This window comes from Parabacteroides caeci, from assembly GCF_023656795.1.
In the GTDB taxonomy this organism is placed as follows: domain Bacteria; phylum Bacteroidota; class Bacteroidia; order Bacteroidales; family Tannerellaceae; genus Parabacteroides; species Parabacteroides segnis.
This window is the reverse complement of record NZ_JAMOKT010000072.1, coordinates 15,441-32,273: the sequence shown is the minus strand read 5'-3', so window position 1 is coordinate 32,273 and position 16,833 is coordinate 15,441. Positions and strand designations below refer to the sequence as shown.

At 47.3% G+C, this 16,833-nt stretch carries 11 protein-coding genes; all 11 read right to left on the bottom strand.

What is annotated here, in order from left to right; genetic code table 11:
- Window positions 1-117 precede the first annotated feature (117 nt).
- Window positions 118-1,536, bottom strand: coding sequence for a sulfatase family protein (locus NBH15_RS24850; RefSeq protein ID WP_250823816.1), 1,419 nt, complete (start codon window positions 1,534-1,536; stop codon window positions 118-120).
- Between the two features lie 50 nt (window positions 1,537-1,586).
- Entirely contained in the window at window positions 1,587-3,101 is a 1,515-nt protein-coding gene (locus tag NBH15_RS24845; RefSeq protein WP_250823815.1) for a sulfatase family protein, read from the bottom strand.
- 11 nt (window positions 3,102-3,112) lie between these two features.
- The gene (locus NBH15_RS24840) at window positions 3,113-5,449 is read right to left on the bottom strand and encodes a glycoside hydrolase family 20 protein (protein ID WP_250823814.1); all 2,337 of its coding nucleotides are present in this window, start codon (window positions 5,447-5,449) and stop codon (window positions 3,113-3,115) included.
- Window positions 5,450-5,452: 3 nt separating this feature from the next.
- Window positions 5,453-6,670 carry a glycoside hydrolase family protein gene (locus NBH15_RS24835; protein WP_250823813.1) on the bottom strand — a complete coding sequence of 406 codons (1,218 nt, stop codon included), beginning with the start codon at window positions 6,668-6,670 and terminating at the stop codon, window positions 5,453-5,455.
- A gap of 20 nt (window positions 6,671-6,690) precedes the next feature.
- The gene (locus tag NBH15_RS24830; RefSeq protein WP_250823812.1) at window positions 6,691-8,274 is read right to left on the bottom strand and encodes an arylsulfatase; all 1,584 of its coding nucleotides are present in this window, start codon (window positions 8,272-8,274) and stop codon (window positions 6,691-6,693) included.
- 5 nt (window positions 8,275-8,279) lie between these two features.
- Window positions 8,280-8,516, bottom strand: coding sequence for a hypothetical protein (locus NBH15_RS24825; RefSeq protein ID WP_250823811.1), 237 nt, complete (start codon window positions 8,514-8,516; stop codon window positions 8,280-8,282).
- Window positions 8,500-9,774, bottom strand: coding sequence for a sulfatase family protein (locus NBH15_RS24820; protein ID WP_250823810.1), 1,275 nt, complete (start codon window positions 9,772-9,774; stop codon window positions 8,500-8,502). The genes NBH15_RS24825 and NBH15_RS24820 overlap by 17 nt, the downstream gene beginning before the upstream one ends.
- Before the next feature lie 30 nt (window positions 9,775-9,804).
- The gene (locus NBH15_RS24815; RefSeq protein ID WP_250823809.1) at window positions 9,805-11,571 is read right to left on the bottom strand and encodes a RagB/SusD family nutrient uptake outer membrane protein; all 1,767 of its coding nucleotides are present in this window, start codon (window positions 11,569-11,571) and stop codon (window positions 9,805-9,807) included.
- 11 nt (window positions 11,572-11,582) lie between these two features.
- Entirely contained in the window at window positions 11,583-15,032 is a 3,450-nt protein-coding gene (locus NBH15_RS24810) for a TonB-dependent receptor (protein WP_250823808.1), read from the bottom strand.
- A 123-nt stretch (window positions 15,033-15,155) separates the two neighbouring features.
- Window positions 15,156-16,169, bottom strand: coding sequence for a FecR family protein (locus NBH15_RS24805; protein WP_250823807.1), 1,014 nt, complete (start codon window positions 16,167-16,169; stop codon window positions 15,156-15,158).
- Window positions 16,170-16,228: 59 nt separating this feature from the next.
- Entirely contained in the window at window positions 16,229-16,783 is a 555-nt protein-coding gene (locus tag NBH15_RS24800) for an RNA polymerase sigma-70 factor (protein ID WP_128133423.1), read from the bottom strand.
- Window positions 16,784-16,833: the final 50 nt, after the last annotated feature.

Sequence of the window (16,833 nt, the reverse complement as noted above, 5' to 3'; positions counted from 1 at the left end):
AAGCTATATCGTTATTAGTTAATAATGAATTTGATACAATACAAAGTTAACTAAAATGGTATAGCTTTTGTAGTGCTATCTCGTGCTATCCGTCTTTTCCGATTTTAAACATAGGAACTATTTCTTTTTATCGACTAAACCATGCTGACGCTGTCCGGTCGGTTTGCGGCGGGTCAGGTTGTCGCCCAGGTCGGCACGCATATCGTCGGCTATCTTCATCAGGCGTTGTGCCACTTCGGGATATTGGGAGATCACGTCGTACCGCTCACCCGGATCACGACGCAGATCGTAGAGCACGGCCTTGCGGATTTCCTTCACGGTCAGATTGCCCGGCTGACCGTCGTTGCCCGGTACATACTCTTCGTAGGTAGCATGCTTGTGGGGGAAGATCAGCTTGAATGTTCCGTCGGTAACGGCTTCGAGGTCGTTTTTATTGAAGTAGTAAACGAAAGAGGTACGTGGATTGGCATCCTTCTCACCTTTGATGAGAGGCAGCAGGCTGACTCCATCGATCTTATGCGCAGGAAGCGGTGCCTGGCTGATCTCGGCAATTGTCGGGAAAAGGTCGATGTTGGAGGCCAGCTTGTTGCAGCTTGTACCCGGTTCGATCTGTCCTTTCCAGTACATTACACAGGGCACGCGGTTACCACCGTCGAAAGTGGTCGCTTTGGCTTCGCGCAGTCCGCCGGCCGAACCGGCATGGTTGCCGTAGTTTGCCCAGGGGCCGTTATCTGAGGTTAGTACCACCAGCGTGTTTTCTTCCAGACCTTCTTCACGGAGGGCTTTCAAAACTTCTCCAACGCTCCAGTCGATCTCCATCATCACATCTCCGTAAAGTCCCTGCTCACTCTTCCCCTTGAATTTGTCGGAAACGGCCAGCGGCACGTGTGGCATGGAGTGTGCCAGGTAAACGAGGAAGGGTTTGTTCTTGTTTTTGCGGATAAAGTCGACAGTACGGGTAGTATAGTCAGTCGTGAACTTCGTTTGGTCGGTATTGTAACCCGCCACTTCATTCCCATCGATGGTCGGCAGGTCGGGGAAGTTGAACACTTCTCCTTGCTGGGGGTGATAGGGCCACATATCGTTCGAGTAAGGTAATCCGTAGTATTCGTCGAACCCGTTTTGTAAAGGGAGGAACTGTCGGGCATCTCCCAGATGCCATTTTCCGAAGATAGCGGTGCTATAGCCTTTCTGCTTCACTAATTCTCCTAGGGTGACTTCGTCTTCATGGATACCGTAGGGGCTGTTGGGACCCGGTGCACCGGAAAAGCCGATGCGGTTCGGATAACAACCGGTGAGCAACCCGGCACGGGAAGCCCCGCTGATAGGTTGCCCCGCCAGAAAGTGGGTAAAGCGCATCCCTTCGGCTGCCATCTGGTCGATGTTGGGGGTTTTATAACCGATAGCTCCGTTGAAAGAGAAATCGCCATACCCTACATCATCGAGGTTGATCACTATAAAGTTCGTAGGGCCGGTAGCCTGTGTACATACAGGAAGGGCGGCACCGACCATCAATAAAGAAAGTGTATGTTTCATTTTATTTTGTTGTTATTTATTGTTAGTTGTATTATCTGCTTCACTCTCCGTCAGCGGCTTCTTCCCGAAGATACATACCGGTCAAGCAGTTGTTTCATCGAACGTACTTTGTCGGGATGGGAAGCTACCAGGTTAAGTTGCTCGGCAGGGTCTTCCTTCAGATTATATAACTGTTCCGCCGGAAGATGCGCGGCCTGCTTCTCCGGAAGCGACCAGCCGCCCGAGCCGTGTGCATCGAGATAGACCCAGTCACCCTGACGCAAGGCGAAATAACCTTCGATGGAATGATGGATTGTGGCTTCGCGCAGCGGTGACGTGTAAGGTTGTCCGGTAAGGATTTTCCAGAAGCTGTAGCTGTCTTCGCCTGCGTTGTCAGCCAAAGACAGACCGGTCATCTCGGCGCAGGTAGCCATCAGGTCGGTCGTGCAGATGACCTCGTCGCATTGCTTGCCTTCTTTTATCTGCTGAGGCCAGGAGACAATGAAGGGGACGCGGTGGCCACCTTCCCAGATATCGGACTTCTTGCCTGAGAAATGAGCATTTGCCCGGTGGCCTGTCTCTTCGATATCTTCCGGATTCCAGCTCGAGCCGTTGTCGCTGGTGAAAACGATGATGGTATTCTCCAGCTGTCCGCTTTCCCTGAGCGCCAGCCGTACCTGACGCACAACGTCATCGACCATACAAACGAAATCACCGTAAACTCCTGCTCCCGACTTACCTTCAAACTCCGCCGAGGGTAGCCAGGGGGTATGCGGGGCGGTAAGCGGGAAATAGAGGAAGAACGGTTCCTTGCGTCCGGCAGAACTGGTGATATATTCAACGGCTTTGCGGGTGAAATGTTGTAGGCAGTCGGCATGATCGAAGTTATCTGCTTTATCGCCGTGACGGTACCACATCCCGCGGGCTTTGTCGTTGCGCCAGGCGGGGGTATGGGTACTGACCGGACTGTTCACCCGCCCATCTTCCACATAGACGTAAGGGGCGATGTCGAGCGAGGCCGGCAAGACATAACTGTAATCGAACCCGTGGTCGGACGGACCTCCGTGGACGGGACCGGCGTAGTCGATATTGCCGGTATCCGTTATGTCCCAGGGATTGCCGGTAAAAACAGGCTTCGTCGTGTCGTGACGCGCCCAGTCGAGTCCCAGATGCCATTTCCCGATACAGGCCGTATGATAGCCGCCCTTACGGAGCAGTGTGGCGACCGTTTCGCGTCCCGGTTCGATCAATGAGGGATCGTGGCCTACCAATACACCGTTTTTCAGGCGCGAACGGAAGGCATAACGGCCGGTAAGTATCCCATAGCGGGTCGGCGTGCTGACGGCCGAGTTGGTATGTGCATCGGTAAATGCAATACCTTCGGCAGCCAGGCTATCAAGAGCCGGGGTAGGTATTTTACATGCGGGGTTATAGGCACGAATGTCGCCATACCCCATGTCGTCCGCCAGGATGTAGACGATGTTGGGAGTTGTTTTCTCCCCGCTGGCCGGGGCTTTCTTCTGTCCGTTGCAGGACGGCAGGAGCAGAAGGGCGGAACCGGCGGCCAATGTGAGTGTTGTTCTCATGATATGTCGTTTTATTTAATGATAATCTCGTCTACGAAAAGGAATGCGCTTTGTCCGGCATTCTTCGTTCCCTCAGGCACACGTGCCGAACGGATGAAGACTTTGACATAGCGGGCATCTACCTGAGCGAAACTGGTCGTATGGGTCTTGATCCCGTCTGCTCCGGCATTTCCTTCCGAAGGGATGGCAGCAGCGGTTATTTCCCGGAATGTCTTGCCGTCATCGGAAATATGTACGGAGATCCCGGCGGCGTCCCATATACCGTCCCGTTTCATAACCAGGGAGTGGAATGTCACTTCGCTTATCTTCCGTGAGCTCCCAAGGTCGATTACCGCTTCCAGATTGTTGCCGATGAAGCCAAGCCAGCGTCCGGTCTTATAGTTGGTGTTGCCGAACAAGCCATCGGTCAGTTCCGGACCGCCGTTAAAGGCATAACGTCCGCTAGGTTTCGTCAGCAGGCTGACCGGATGAAGTACCGACAAGCCTTCGTTGATTTGTTCCGTGAAAACGCGTCCGGGTTGTCCTTCACGGATCACACGGGCTTTCAAGATGGTTCCGGGTACAAGTTTCAGGGGAGCTTCGTATGTCGTGCTGCCTGAGGAGGGTTCGTTTCCGTCTACCGTATAAACGATCCGGTAATCGTTACCCGGGGCTGTCAATTCGGTTTTCAGGTTTCCTTCCTCCGGCACAGGTACAAAGGTGGTTTGCACATCCTCGATATGGCGGGCATAGTTGTATCCTATGCGGTCGTATAGTTTCACAAAGCGGAACAGGCGGGGCATAAACCCGCTGAAGTCCTTCTGCTCCGGGTTCAGCCATTGTACTTCCGCCAAGGCTGCCATACGGGGCAGGGTCATGTATTCGACCTGCTTGTAGGTGGTCATGTATTCGCTCCACAGGTTGGCCTGTGCACCGACGATGTATTTTTGCTCTTCCGCAGTTAGCTGGTCGGCCGGGACGGGTTCGAAAGAATAGACCTTCTCGACGGGCAGGTAACCGCCGTTGGCGAGAGGTTCTTCTTCCACACGATCGGTCTGGTAGAAGTCGAAATAGACAAAGCCGTTCGGACTCATAATGACCGGGTGTTTTTGCCGGGCGGCTTCGATACCGCCTCCCATGCCGCGCCAGCTCATGACGGTTGCCTGCGGGGCAAGACCTCCTTCCAGTATCTCGTCCCAACCGATGATTTGCCGTCCTTTGCTGTTCACAAAGCGTTCGATACGGGTCATGACATAGCTCTGCAAACGGTTTTCGGCCGTGTGTTTGTTGTCGGCTTTCAATCCTTCGGCTTTAATGCGGGCCTGGCATTTCGGGCATTTCTCCCAACGTACCTTCGGACATTCGTCTCCTCCCACATGGATATATTCGGAAGGGAACAGGTCGATTACCTCTGCCAATACATCTTCCACAAACGACAGTGTTTGGTTGTTGCCGGCACACAGCACATCGTCTTTTACTCCCCAACGGGTACCGACCTCGTAGGGACCTCCGGTGCATCCCAGTTCAGGGTAAGAGGCTAGTGCCGCACTCATGTGCCCGGGTAAATCTATCTCGGGAATGATCGTGATATACCGCTCGGCGGCATAGGCGATCACATCGCGTATTTCGTCCTGTGTGTAAAAGCCTCCATAAGGTTTGCCGTCATATTCGTTGGTATTCCGTCCGATAACGGTCTCTTTACGGATCGAACCGACCTCTGTCAGACGTGGGTATTTCTTTATCTCGATACGCCATCCCTGGTCATCAGTCAGATGCCAATGCATCGTATTGACATTATGCAGGGCAAGCATGTCGATAAAGCGTTTCACGGAGTCGACGGTAAAGAAATGGCGTCCGACATCGAGCATCATGCCGCGGTAAGCGAAACGGGGATGGTCGTTGACTGTGGCTGCCGGCAGTTCTATCGGTATCCGGTCGCAAACGGGTAAGGATTTACGCAGGGTTTGCATCCCATAAAAAATGCCTGCAGGGGTGGAACCGGCTACTTCAACCGCATTCTCTGTCACTACCAGTCGGTACCCTTCTTTCTCTTTTATCTGTTTATCTGTCAACAGGCGTATAAGTTTTCCCGATGCATCATTTTCCTCTTTAACCGGCAGGCGGAAACCGGTAGCTTCTTCGATATAGCCGGATAGAAGCCGGGCATTATGAGACAGGGCGGAGTCTCCCGATGGGTAGACAATGGTTGTTTTACCGGTCAGGAGAAACGGATTTCCCTGTTTTATAGCAATCTGTTTAGGCAGGGGGATAACTTCGTAATTTCCCGAGACAGGCTTTTGCGGTGAACAACTTGCCGTAAGCAAAACAACCGCAGAGAGAAGTACGGGTACTTTTATTCGTATATCCATAGTTTACTTTTTCTTTAATGGTATCTGTACGTTAAACGAGCTTCCGTCGTATTTCTTGTTCACGTCTCCGATGGAACAGGCAGAATATAGTACCTGAGGATCATCGTTTTTATCCAGCAATAACTGCGGACGTTCGAGGCGGTGAACCTTCACTGTATCGCCCGAGGTCAAAACCAGTTCCTTCTTCATGAACAGGGAGTTTTCGGGTAGCTTCCAATCGATGCCGTCTTCCGAATACATAATAGCCAGACAAGGACCAGACTGCGTGAAATGTCCGGTGAAGTCTTTGAATACGGCATAGAAAAGACGGTCTTTCCGGTTATACCACACATAAGGATCTTCAGCTGAAAGTTTTTGTCCGTCGGTCGAAGGCAGGTCGAACACGACGGTATCCAGCGGAATGAAAGGCCCTGTCGGCGAGTCGCCGAGCGCAACTCCGTGCACTCCGCGCCAATGCGGATCGTACATATTTCCTTTGAAGTAAAGAAGGTATTTCCTGTCGGACGGGCGGTAAACAACCGAGGGGTTTACCACGATGATGTTGTCCGGCTTCGGCAGGGTTCCTTCGGGAGACGGGTCGACTATATCGTTAGGTTTAACCCTTGTCCGGGGCGAGAGCAGTGGGGTTTTGCTTTTCACGAACTCGCCTTTCAGTAATTTGTCGAACGAATCGAACTCGAGGACACCGATACAGAGCATCTGCTGGATGCGGCTTCGCTGGTCTAATGTGTCGGCCTTCGATTTTACAGGCAGGTTGCCGGCGTCTTTACCTCCTACATAATAGAGGTAGTATTTATTGCCAAAGCGGCGGAGATGCGGGTTCATAACGGTCTGTGCATCCCAGGAAGAGGTGTCGGGCGTAAAACCGTCCGCATTCAGGAAGAAGCCCAGTTGCCTGAAACCGGCGTCAGGGCGATCGGATACAGCCAGTCCCATCTTGGAGCCATACACCCAGGCGTTATTGAACGGATACTCTCCGGCTTCAGGCGCCGAATAAACCATATAATATTTCCCGTCTTCTTCTGATTTCAGGACGGAAGCGCCCCACATAAAATGTCCGTCGACACTGAATGCGGAAGGACCTTTGCCGATCAGGCTTTCTCCCTTTTGAACAATCCCGATGTCGACCGGCGATGCCTCATAACTGCAATGGGGTACATTTGCTTCCCGGCAACCGACAAGCAGGGTGATAATACTAATACCTATTAATTGTTTATACATTGTTATATATCTTTTACTTATCATTTAGATGCTTCTTTTGGATAATTCGGGCTGTAAAGCAATGTTTTATCCCGTTTGACGAGTTGCCCGTTTTTAACAAAGCCGTCTCCTCTTTCCTGGAGGTGCTGCACCATCTCCTTCCGCATTTCCGATAATTGTTTCCGGTAGCGATCTGTTTTTGCCAGATCTTTCTTCTCGCCCGGATCGGTTGTCAGGTCGAACAATTGTTCTTCGCCGGAGTGCATGAACCAGATGTATTTGATCTTACCGTCGGTCAATGCGCACCAGTAGTTATCGGGCGAATAACAGGTTGCATGCTCCAAGTCGATGTATTTCCGCCATTCATCTTGTTTTCCGGTAACCAGTTTAAGCAGAGATTTTCCGTCCATATCGGCAGGGACTTCTCCGCCGGCTATCTCCAGGAAGGTGGGAAGGAAGTCACGCAACTCTACCGGTTGTTCCACTTTGGTTCCCGTCTTTATTTGTTTAGAAAGGGAAGAGGGCCATTTCACGACATAAGGCACTTTGGTCGATCCTTCATAGGCATAGGTTTTACGCCAATGATAGTGGTCGCCCAGCATATCACCGTGGTCGGCAGTAAAGCAGATCAATGTATTGTCGTACATTCCTCTTTCTTTCAATGCCTTGATAATCTCTCCGATTTGGTCGTCGATAAAAGTAACATTAGCATAATAGTGCCTGCGGGAATTGATGGCATATTCGTCGCCCAGATTAGCAAATGCTGCATCTTTTTTTACCTGGTCCGGTTCTTTGCGTTCCGCATATTTACCGCACCAATCGCCTACCGAAGGAGCAGGGATATCGGTATTCTTATACATATCGAGATAACGCTGCGGTGGATCGTACGGACTGTGCGGGCGGGCAAACGACACTTTCAGGAAGAGGGGTTGATCGTTGTCATAATTACGGATCAGTTCGCAGGCAGTCTGTCCTGTCCAGGTCGTGGGATGCAGTCTTTCATCTAATTGATAGACACCGGCGGCATGGTCGTTCCAGCCGATACCTGTTTGGTCGGGATTTTTGCCCGGTGCGTTCAGTTGGAACCATTCGCGGTAATCGCTTATGAAATCAGGACTTTCACTGCGTCCGCTCTCATCGACCAATGTTGCATGGAAGCCGTGTAATGTTTTCTGTGGGAACCAGTGCATCTTTCCAATACCGAACGTATAATATCCCAGGTCGCGCAACATCTGTGGCATCTCGTACTTATATTCGGTTGCCACCCGGCCGTATCCCAGCATCCCGTGGTTCCAGGGAGACAGGCCGGTCAACAGACCGGCACGTGCCGGTGTGCTGCTTGGGGTTGAAGAGTAACCGTTGATAAAAAGTGTTCCCTCTTCTGCCAATCGGTCGATATTGGGAGAGATCACAGCTTCGTTACCCATGCAGTGCAATGCGTCTCCGCGATGCTGGTCGCTCATGATAAAGACTATGTGGGGTTGCCGGGTTGCTTTTGCCGGGTTGATAACCTTTTTTCCCCCCTCGTTTTTCCCTGTTTTACCTTCGGATGCCTGAGCCAATGAATACCCGTTGAAGCCGACTCCTGCTACTAACGAGCTTTTGATAAAATCACGACGTTTCATACTATTTATTGTTTTGTTATATTCCACCAGTCTTGCCCTACTTTGTCGTAGGACTCGCGGCCGTATTCTTTTCCGGAAAACGAGCTTTCGTAACTTTCCAGTTGTATCGACAAAACTTTACATAATCGTTTGGTGATATCGGGCAACTGTTCCGCCAGGTTATACTTTTCATACGGATCATCTTCTATATCATATAATTCATATTGACCTTCCGAATAGTATAACTTATAGTTTCCTTCCATCACAGCCCCCTGGTGTCCCGAACAGAATACCAGTTCTTTCTTTTTTTACCTGTGACTTTCCTGTCATTAATGGCCAAAAAGATTCACCATCCAACTTACGTCCAGTGGGATAAGCGATTCCAGTTATATCCAGCAAAGATGGTAAATAATCGGATGTTGAGCAAGGCTCCTTTAATACTAGAGGCGTTTTTATCCGATCCGGCCAGACCATCAAAGCAGGAACTCTTATTCCTCCTTCATGTAGGGAACGTTTTTTCCCTTTATAATCTCCTGCCGTACCCGGTGTATTCAGTTCAGGTCCGTTGTCGCTGCAAAACAATATAATCGTATTTTCATACACCTGCCTGTTTTTCAGAAAAGAGACCAGGCGACCTATCTGTTCGTCCATAGCGGTAATACAGCCATAGTAATTTCTTTCTTCCAAAGGATAGTTCCGGTATAAGGCAGTATGTTCGGGACCCGCCACACAAGGCAGGTGAGGTGTGTGGAACCATACGACACTGAAGAAAGGTATCTTCTCTGTAACCGAGCGGTCGATAAAAGGCAGGACCCGATCGATAATGATCCGGCTATCGTCTCCCGTCAGTCCTTCCGTTTCCCTGTTTCCGTTTATGTCCCAATAGGCGGTACCATAAGACAAGGCTGTGTCTTTCTCCTGCATATAATCCCAAAACCGACCGTTGTTTTCGCGGGGTTTGACCATCGGATCGAATGTCGGGACTTTCGACTCTGTCACAAAGGCTACATCATAACCATGCAACACTGGCGGATTGTATAAGTGTTTGTTTTCCGGACGTCCCCTGTTGGCATCCGTCTCTGTTGCGGTCAGTGTTCCCAAATGCCATTTACCGAAATGACCTGTTTGATAACCGGCAGCCTTTAACAACTCTGGCAATGTGATCTCTTCAGGTCGTAAAATACCTTCATTGGCTGAAAATACGCCTGTTCTGAAAGGATTACGCCCGGTAAGCACGCTTGCCCGGGTTGGTGACGACAAGGGACCTGCCGAATAAAACCGTTCCATCTTCACTCCTTCGGATGCCAGTTTGTCCAGAACCGGAGTTCTGATTATCTTATTTCCGTTGAAACCGACATCCCCCCAACCAAGATCATCGGCCATAATCAAAATAATATTAGGTTGCTTGGTTGTCTGTTGGGCTTGGATGGCCAAGAAGGGGAAAAAAATACCGCTTGTTGTTAGAATCGCTTTCTTCATGATATCATAATAAAAAGGGAGCGTATCAAAGCCTTTTAGCATAGCTTTTGATACACTCCCGGATAGAACTTGTTACCAACCCGGATTCTGTTGCAGTTCCGGATTCAGTGTTATTTCATTTGTCGGGATACAATTCAGGTAATCCCTTTTTTCGTTGAACTTATAACCGTCCGGCAATGATTTCTGGAAAGGATCCATAAAGCCTTCATTATCTACCGGAGTCACGATCGGTTGTGACCATTCGTCAGCTTTGAAAGGATATCCTTTAGGACGTTTGCCCTTGAATAACTCATGGGCAGCCCACCGGCGGTAGTCGTCGGAACGGAAGCCTTCCGCAGCCAGTTCGACGCGTCTTTCCCGGCGGATTTCATATAATTCGTCTGAAACGGGATAACCGCAATCTAATTTTTCAATGGCAGAGAGATTCTGAGGTATACTGAAATCCGGCATTCCGGCACGTTGTCGCAAAAGATTGATTGATTTTGAATAATCGACATTTCCGTCTAACTCATATTTTGCTTCTGCGTAATTTAACAGTGCTTCTGCATATCTGAAGATAATTGCACCGGTCTGGGACGCTCCTCCAAAGCCGGCTCCTGAACCATCCGACAGAGGATCGACGCCTTTTCTCAACTGGAAACCGGTTGTGTTCATAAATTCACCGGAGTTGTCAAGATAGGGTTTCTGAAATATGTTCTTACCATATTGGCTATTATTCCACATTACATCTCCCGGAATCCAGATCGTTTGTTTGAGGCGACTGTCACATTCCGTGGCAATTAATGACAGGTAATCGCTACCTTTGACTTGACTACCTGCCTGTTTGTAATCATAAACCCGACCATTTTTTGTCAGATAAGAAGATACCAGGTCTAATGTCACATGTGCGTTGTTGGTTCCAACGGTCAGATATGACAAACAGTTGTGGGCCATATTGAGTCCTTTATCATAATCTTTCCATAGCAACACTTCTTTGATCGGTTTATAATCTTCGCGGCCCATCAAATAGGCATAATCTTCATCCGGATTACCAGTAGAATAAATACCGACAGAATATTTGCCGGGAGACATCAGTTCCTCAGCTGCTTCTACTGCCGCTCTGAAATATTTATCGGGATCTGTATTGGCTGTAGCGAAGACCGTACCTTTATGGTATTTCTGCCATGTTCCTTCAAATAGGGCAACCCTCGATTTAAACAGCAAAGCAGTTTCTTTACTCAAACGGTTGCTTCCTCCCGGTGCTTCGGATAACGGTGACAGGTATTCCACTGATTTATCGAGACAATATAATATGGAATCGACAACTATTGTCCGCGGAACACGCGGCGCATATAATTCCGGAGAATCCATTTCCAGCGTTTTTGAGAACCAGGGTACGTCTCCGTAGGCTTTTACTTTTTCAAAATACAAATACGCTTTGAAAAAATAGGCTTCACCCAGGAAATGGCTGTATTCGTTGATATCGTCTTTGCATTTGGAGTAATTATCGAAGAAGAAATTCACCGAGCGTATTTTATCCCATTCCCAATGTCCGTTTCCTTTTGAGGTCACTACCGACCTTGAATTATTCAGTATATCATTCGGGTTGGTAGTAATCATATTGTCGGAGCCTTTGTTGGCGTCCCAACCGAAAATACCGAGATAACCGCCTTCGGCACCGCCTCCCGAGAAGGAAGGAAATACTGTATAGAACTGTAATGTATAGTTCTCCAGATCTTTTGAAGTGCTCCAATAAGAGTCGTTCCCGATCTGGTCCAGCGGAGCTTTATCCAACAAGCCGTCGCAGGAAGAAAACAACAGGGGGAGGCTGGCAATACTTGCTAATATAATATTTTTCATTTTTATCATTTTTAAAATTGTAAATCTATACCAAACGCAAACACAGATTGAGCAAAGTGAGATTTGGAATCTCCTCTGGCTTTACTGTCATCCAATTTTTTAGCAGTCTCCGGATCCATTCCTTTCGGGAATCTACCGGTAATAGTGAACAAATTCTCTCCGGTAAAGAAGAAGCGTACTTTTTCCATTTTGATCTTCTCCGTTATATTTTTAGGGAGGGAATAACCAAACTGCAAATTCTTTAAACGAAGATAGGCTCCGTTCTGAAGATAGCGTGATTGGGCCTGGTAGTTTTTATTCCTTTCGTTGGATAAATAGGGACGAGGGAAATAAGCATTCGTATTTACGCCCAAGCCCACATACTTCTCAGATTCTACATCTCGATAATAATCCAGATGTTCCGGAAAAATAGAACATTGTGCCCAGGAATCGAAGCCCCAGAACATATTGCCGGTAAGCCACAGATCACGTTTGGCGACTCCCTGGAAGAAAACCGACAAGTCAAAATTCTTATAATCGGCTCCTAAAGTCAGGCCGAACTGATACCGTGGAGTCATATTTCCTATTACTTTCAGGTCACCATGATCGTCGAGTGTATTTTTACCTTTGTCGATCACCCCGTCATTGTTTCTGTCTACATATTTCACATCTCCTGTTCTCCAGGTCGGATAGAAGAAATGTTGTGATTTGCTATCCATGATCTGTTGGGCTTCTTCATCTGTTTGGATCAGTCCGTCGGTTTCAAACCCCCAGATTTCACCGACTTTCATTCCTTCATAATTAGTAGTCAATATCTTTGTCGGGTTGTTATATTTCGTGATTTCACTTTGATAATCGAATAACATCGCACTGACAGAATATCCCAGTCCGCATTCCAGGCGGTCTCTCCAGGAGATATTGATTTCCCATCCGTTGGTTTTCATGGTCGAGTTGTTTTCGTTAGGAAGGTCAGCTCCGATAACGCCCGGTAATGCTCTGGCTGGTCCCAGGCGGTTTTTTGTCAATCGTTGATACCAGTCTGCATTAATTATCAAACGGTTGTTTAATGCCCCCAGGTCGAAACCGATATCAAATGTCTGTGAAGTTTCCCAGGTCAGAGACCGGTTGATAAGGGGAGGTACTTCGGTATAAACCGGACGTTGTCCGTCGATCATCCATTGTAGTTGGGTTTTGATACCTAATAAAGGTAAATCCTGATAGGCGTCTACATTCTGATTACCTAGTTGTCCCCAGGAAGTACGGATCTTAAGTGTGTTTACCTTATCCGACCATTTTTCCCAAAAGTCTTCACGGGCAACATTCCAGCCGGCAGAGAAGGAGGGGAAGAAACCCCATCTGTTACCTTCGGCAAATTTAGAAGTCCCGTCGTATCGGCCGTTCGCTTCGAACAGATACTTTTCTTTATAATTATATCCGACCCGGAAGAATGCTCCTGCCGTAGCCCAGTGTTCCATTTCGTCTGTCAACTGGATATCGCCGGTCGAGGTAGAGATGGAGGGGACTTCCGGAGTGATCAGGTCATTCTTACGTCCCCAAAGGGCCTCATTTCGTTGTGTTTCATACTGGACGCCGCCCATCACTGTAAAGTTATGCTTTTCGGCCAGAGAGAAATCATACGATGTATACATATTCGTACTTTGGTACAAATTGTTTCTCTGACGTTTGGCTATATAAGAAGGAACTGTCGTTGCAAGAGCTATCATCGTCCCATCTACCATATCTTCATAAGCCGTAAAGTTTTCGGATGTGAACTTCTGGGCATTCAGGCGGATAGAATAATCTGCATTGATCGTCCAGCCTTTAAGCGGAGTGAAAACCATCGCGAAACGTTGTGTTAAGATGTTATCTATCGTTTTATCTGTTCCTGCATCTTGTGTCCAGGGTATTTTAGATTGTCCCGGATGTACGCCGTTCGGAGTCCATTTAGCCTGTGTAGGGTAAGTACGGGCAACCTGATGGAACAGCAGTTCATAATCTCCCTGGTTATCGTAGTTCGGTTTTTCACGGTTGGCCACTTCGAAGCGGGTGTTGGTAGTAAACTTCCACCAAGGAGTCAGGTCGACATCCAGTTTTGAATTTATGTTGAAGCGTCTGTACGTATCTGTTCCGTAATTTAAAATGCCATCGTCATAAACGTGACCGGCAGAAACGAAATAAGCGGTCGTTTTACCACCTCCTCTGATGCTTATATTTTCCTGGTTTCTCAATCCGGAACCATAATATTCGTCGAACCAGTCATAGTTGGCATTCGAACCTTTCACATTTTCCCATACGCTCGGATTCGTTGCACTCGGAACAGTTTCCGGTAAACTGGGATCGTTTTGATAAGCGATGATACGGTCAATTGTTTCATTGGTGAATACCAGTCCGCCGCCATTTGTTCCCGCCTCATTCATGGCACGGGCAAACGTATACGAATCGACCATGGTTGGCATACGGTGTGGCTTTGCTATGGAAACATTAGCCGATACGCTAACCTGGGGCTTGGTGTCTTTTCCTCCGGATTTCGTAGTAATCAGGACTACACCGTAAGGGGCACGTGCTCCGTAAATAGCAGCAGCGGCAGCATCTTTCAAAACTGAAACAGATTCAATATCATTTGGGTTCAGACGGTTCATATCTCCTTCTACTCCATCGATCAATACGTATGCGCTTCCTTGTCCTCTGATCTGAAAATCAAGATCGGCACCGGGTTCGAAACCATAATCTCCCGCAGTAAAATTCACGCCTGAAACCTGTCCCTGCAAAGCCTGGCTGACATTTGTCACAGCTCTGTTCTGAAGTTTATCGCCTTCTATCGCTTCGACAGCTCCGGTAAGATTAACTTTTTTCTGTGTGCCGTATCCCACTATCACCACTTCATCAAGAGCCTGGGTATCTTCTTTCATAACAATATGGATATCCGATTCTTTGCCGACTATTATTTCCTGTGGGTTATATCCGATGTAAGTGACCAGCAGTGTTGCTCCTTCCGGAACGGATAGTGTGTATTTTCCGTCTATATCTGTGATCGTGCCATTAGTGGTGCCTTTCATTATAATATTCGCCCCGATAATCGGTTCGCCGTTTTTATCGGTGATGTATCCTTTGACTTGTTTGTCAGGCTTTGACTCCCCTTCTTTTTTAAGAAGAGGGACGATCAGAATATGCCCTGCTTCAATTTTAAAAGTCAGGCCGCTTCCGGCTAATACTTCTTCTAATGTTTTTGACAAGGTTTTATTCTGTTCTTTGATTACAACCTGTTTGTTGATGTTTAATTTACTCTGGTTGTAATCGACAGACAGGTCTGTTTGCTTCTCTATCTCCTGAAAAACTTTTTGTAAAGTAGTAGTTCCTTTGGGAAGACTGATTTTTTGATTTTGACCGAAAACGCTCCCTGATGCAAGCAAACTGAGAGCAAGTATAAATATTTTACTATTTTTTATAGGTACGACCAGTACCCTTTTATAATTAAAAGTCATACTTTTGTGTATTAGATTTTTACTGTGAATGTTGATAAATTCTTAGATGTTTTATTTCAAAACAGAGTGAAGTCTATTTCGGATGCCGGAAAGCTGCTGTGAGAGGTACTTTCCGGTGTCTTTTTATTTGCGTGCCACCTCCTTTCCGGCCTTAAACAGAAGGATTTCTTTTCCTTCTATTTTGTAGTTGATATTTCCTGCCAGTTGAGCGAATATATACATGGCGTCTTCTATTGTTTCATGTTGTTTAAATTTCATCGTATATAAGTCGGAAGTGCTTATTTCCGGACTCAGCTTGATATGGACGTTATATTTACGTTCCATTGTAGTCAGTATCTCATGCAGCGGTTGATTGGTAAACTTTAGTTCTCCCTGTGTCCAGGCTGAACAATCGCTGGCTTCAACCCAATCGATACTGAATGTTTCGTCCTGGCTATTATAAATCACCTGTTCATCCGGTTTCATGATTATGGATTTTTCGGGAGCCTCGTTTTTATAGATTTTGACGGAACCATGTTCCAGTGTTGTGGTGATGCGATCATTGTCCGGATAAGATTCTATGTTGAATTTAGTACCCAGAACTTCTACTTTCAAGGGACCTGTGCTAACGATAAAAGGTTTGTCCGGATTCTGGGCAACTGTAAAATTGGCTTCTCCGCTTAGGTAAACGGAACGTTTCTTTTTTGAAAACTCACGGGGGTAAATGAGTAAACTTCCTGAGTTAACCTGGATAACCGATCCATCCGGCAACTGGATGCTTTCCTGCTTGCCATTGGGAACGTAGCATTCTATCATTTCGGGTTCTGCATATTCATTCTTTGTTAACCACCAGGCAGTCGTACCGGTTATTATGGGTATGATAAGAATAGCAGCGTAACGCAGTAAGCGTGTCCGTAAAGATATTCTGACGGCAGGGTGATCCGTGTGATGGATTTTTTGCAAGGTAGCATGAAAGGATTGACGTGTATTTTCATCTGCTTCTGCTTTTGTCTCCAACCATATTTGACGCATGGCCGTTTCTTTTTCCGGAATATCTTTGCTGCTGATAATCCAGTTTCTTATAATGGGACGATATTTTGACGGGACCGTGTGGTCTGCCATACGCCGTAATATGTTATAAACTTTGTTTTTTTCCATCTCACTATCTGTTTATAATAGTAAGACTACAAAAAAGAAAAACACACGTAGTCTGTTTTCTAAAAAAATAGCATTAAAACAGAAATAACTTTACGCAGGTCGGTGAGGGCGGCAGATATATGTGTTTCTACGGTCCGTTTACTGATGTTCAGCTGAAAAGCTATTTCATCATTACTAAGCCCCTGTTTACGGCTCATGCAGAAAATTGCCTTACGTTTGGGAGGCATTTTTTCAATGGTGACCTCTATCAGTTCTTCCAGTTCTTTGGCAAAAACGATCTCTTCCAGTTCCTCTACAGACGCAATATGGAATGACTCTTCCATGGGAATTGTATTCGGAGAATAAGAACGGTCGAGGTATGTATAGAGTGTATTTTTGGCTATCCGGTAGAGATAAGCATTTAGATTTTCAACTTCTGCAAGCGACAGTCGGTTTTGCCACAATTTAACAAAGACATCCTGTGCCAGGTCTTCTGCTTCTGCTTCAGAATCCAGAAAACCGGACAGGAATAGCTTTAGCTTAGGAAAATAAAGCATGAATAAACTTTCAAATGCTTTTGCATCTCCGTGGCTTAAATTCGTTAATAGTATGCGCTCCGTATCTGTATTTTGCATGAGGTGAAATCTATCTCGGTCTCCAAAGCAAAATTAAAAGAAAAAGCTGA

Bases quoted from the DNA above. Each gene is read 5' to 3' on its own strand.
- NBH15_RS24850 (WP_250823816.1), bottom strand. From the start codon at position 1,536: ATGAAACATACACTTTCTTTATTGATGGTCGGTGCCGCCCTTCCTGTA.
- NBH15_RS24845 (WP_250823815.1), bottom strand. From the start codon at position 3,101: ATGAGAACAACACTCACATTGGCCGCCGGTTCCGCCCTTCTGCTCCTG.
- NBH15_RS24840 (WP_250823814.1), bottom strand. From the start codon at position 5,449: ATGGATATACGAATAAAAGTACCCGTACTTCTCTCTGCGGTTGTTTTG.
- NBH15_RS24835 (WP_250823813.1), bottom strand. From the start codon at position 6,670: ATGTATAAACAATTAATAGGTATTAGTATTATCACCCTGCTTGTCGGT.
- NBH15_RS24830 (WP_250823812.1), bottom strand. From the start codon at position 8,274: ATGAAACGTCGTGATTTTATCAAAAGCTCGTTAGTAGCAGGAGTCGGC.
- NBH15_RS24825 (WP_250823811.1), bottom strand. From the start codon at position 8,516: ATGGAAGGAAACTATAAGTTATACTATTCGGAAGGTCAATATGAATTA.
- NBH15_RS24820 (WP_250823810.1), bottom strand. From the start codon at position 9,774: ATGCTAAAAGGCTTTGATACGCTCCCTTTTTATTATGATATCATGAAG.
- NBH15_RS24815 (WP_250823809.1), bottom strand. From the start codon at position 11,571: ATGAAAAATATTATATTAGCAAGTATTGCCAGCCTCCCCCTGTTGTTT.
- NBH15_RS24810 (WP_250823808.1), bottom strand. From the start codon at position 15,032: ATGACTTTTAATTATAAAAGGGTACTGGTCGTACCTATAAAAAATAGT.
- NBH15_RS24805 (WP_250823807.1), bottom strand. From the start codon at position 16,169: ATGGAAAAAAACAAAGTTTATAACATATTACGGCGTATGGCAGACCAC.
- NBH15_RS24800 (WP_128133423.1), bottom strand. From the start codon at position 16,783: ATGCAAAATACAGATACGGAGCGCATACTATTAACGAATTTAAGCCAC.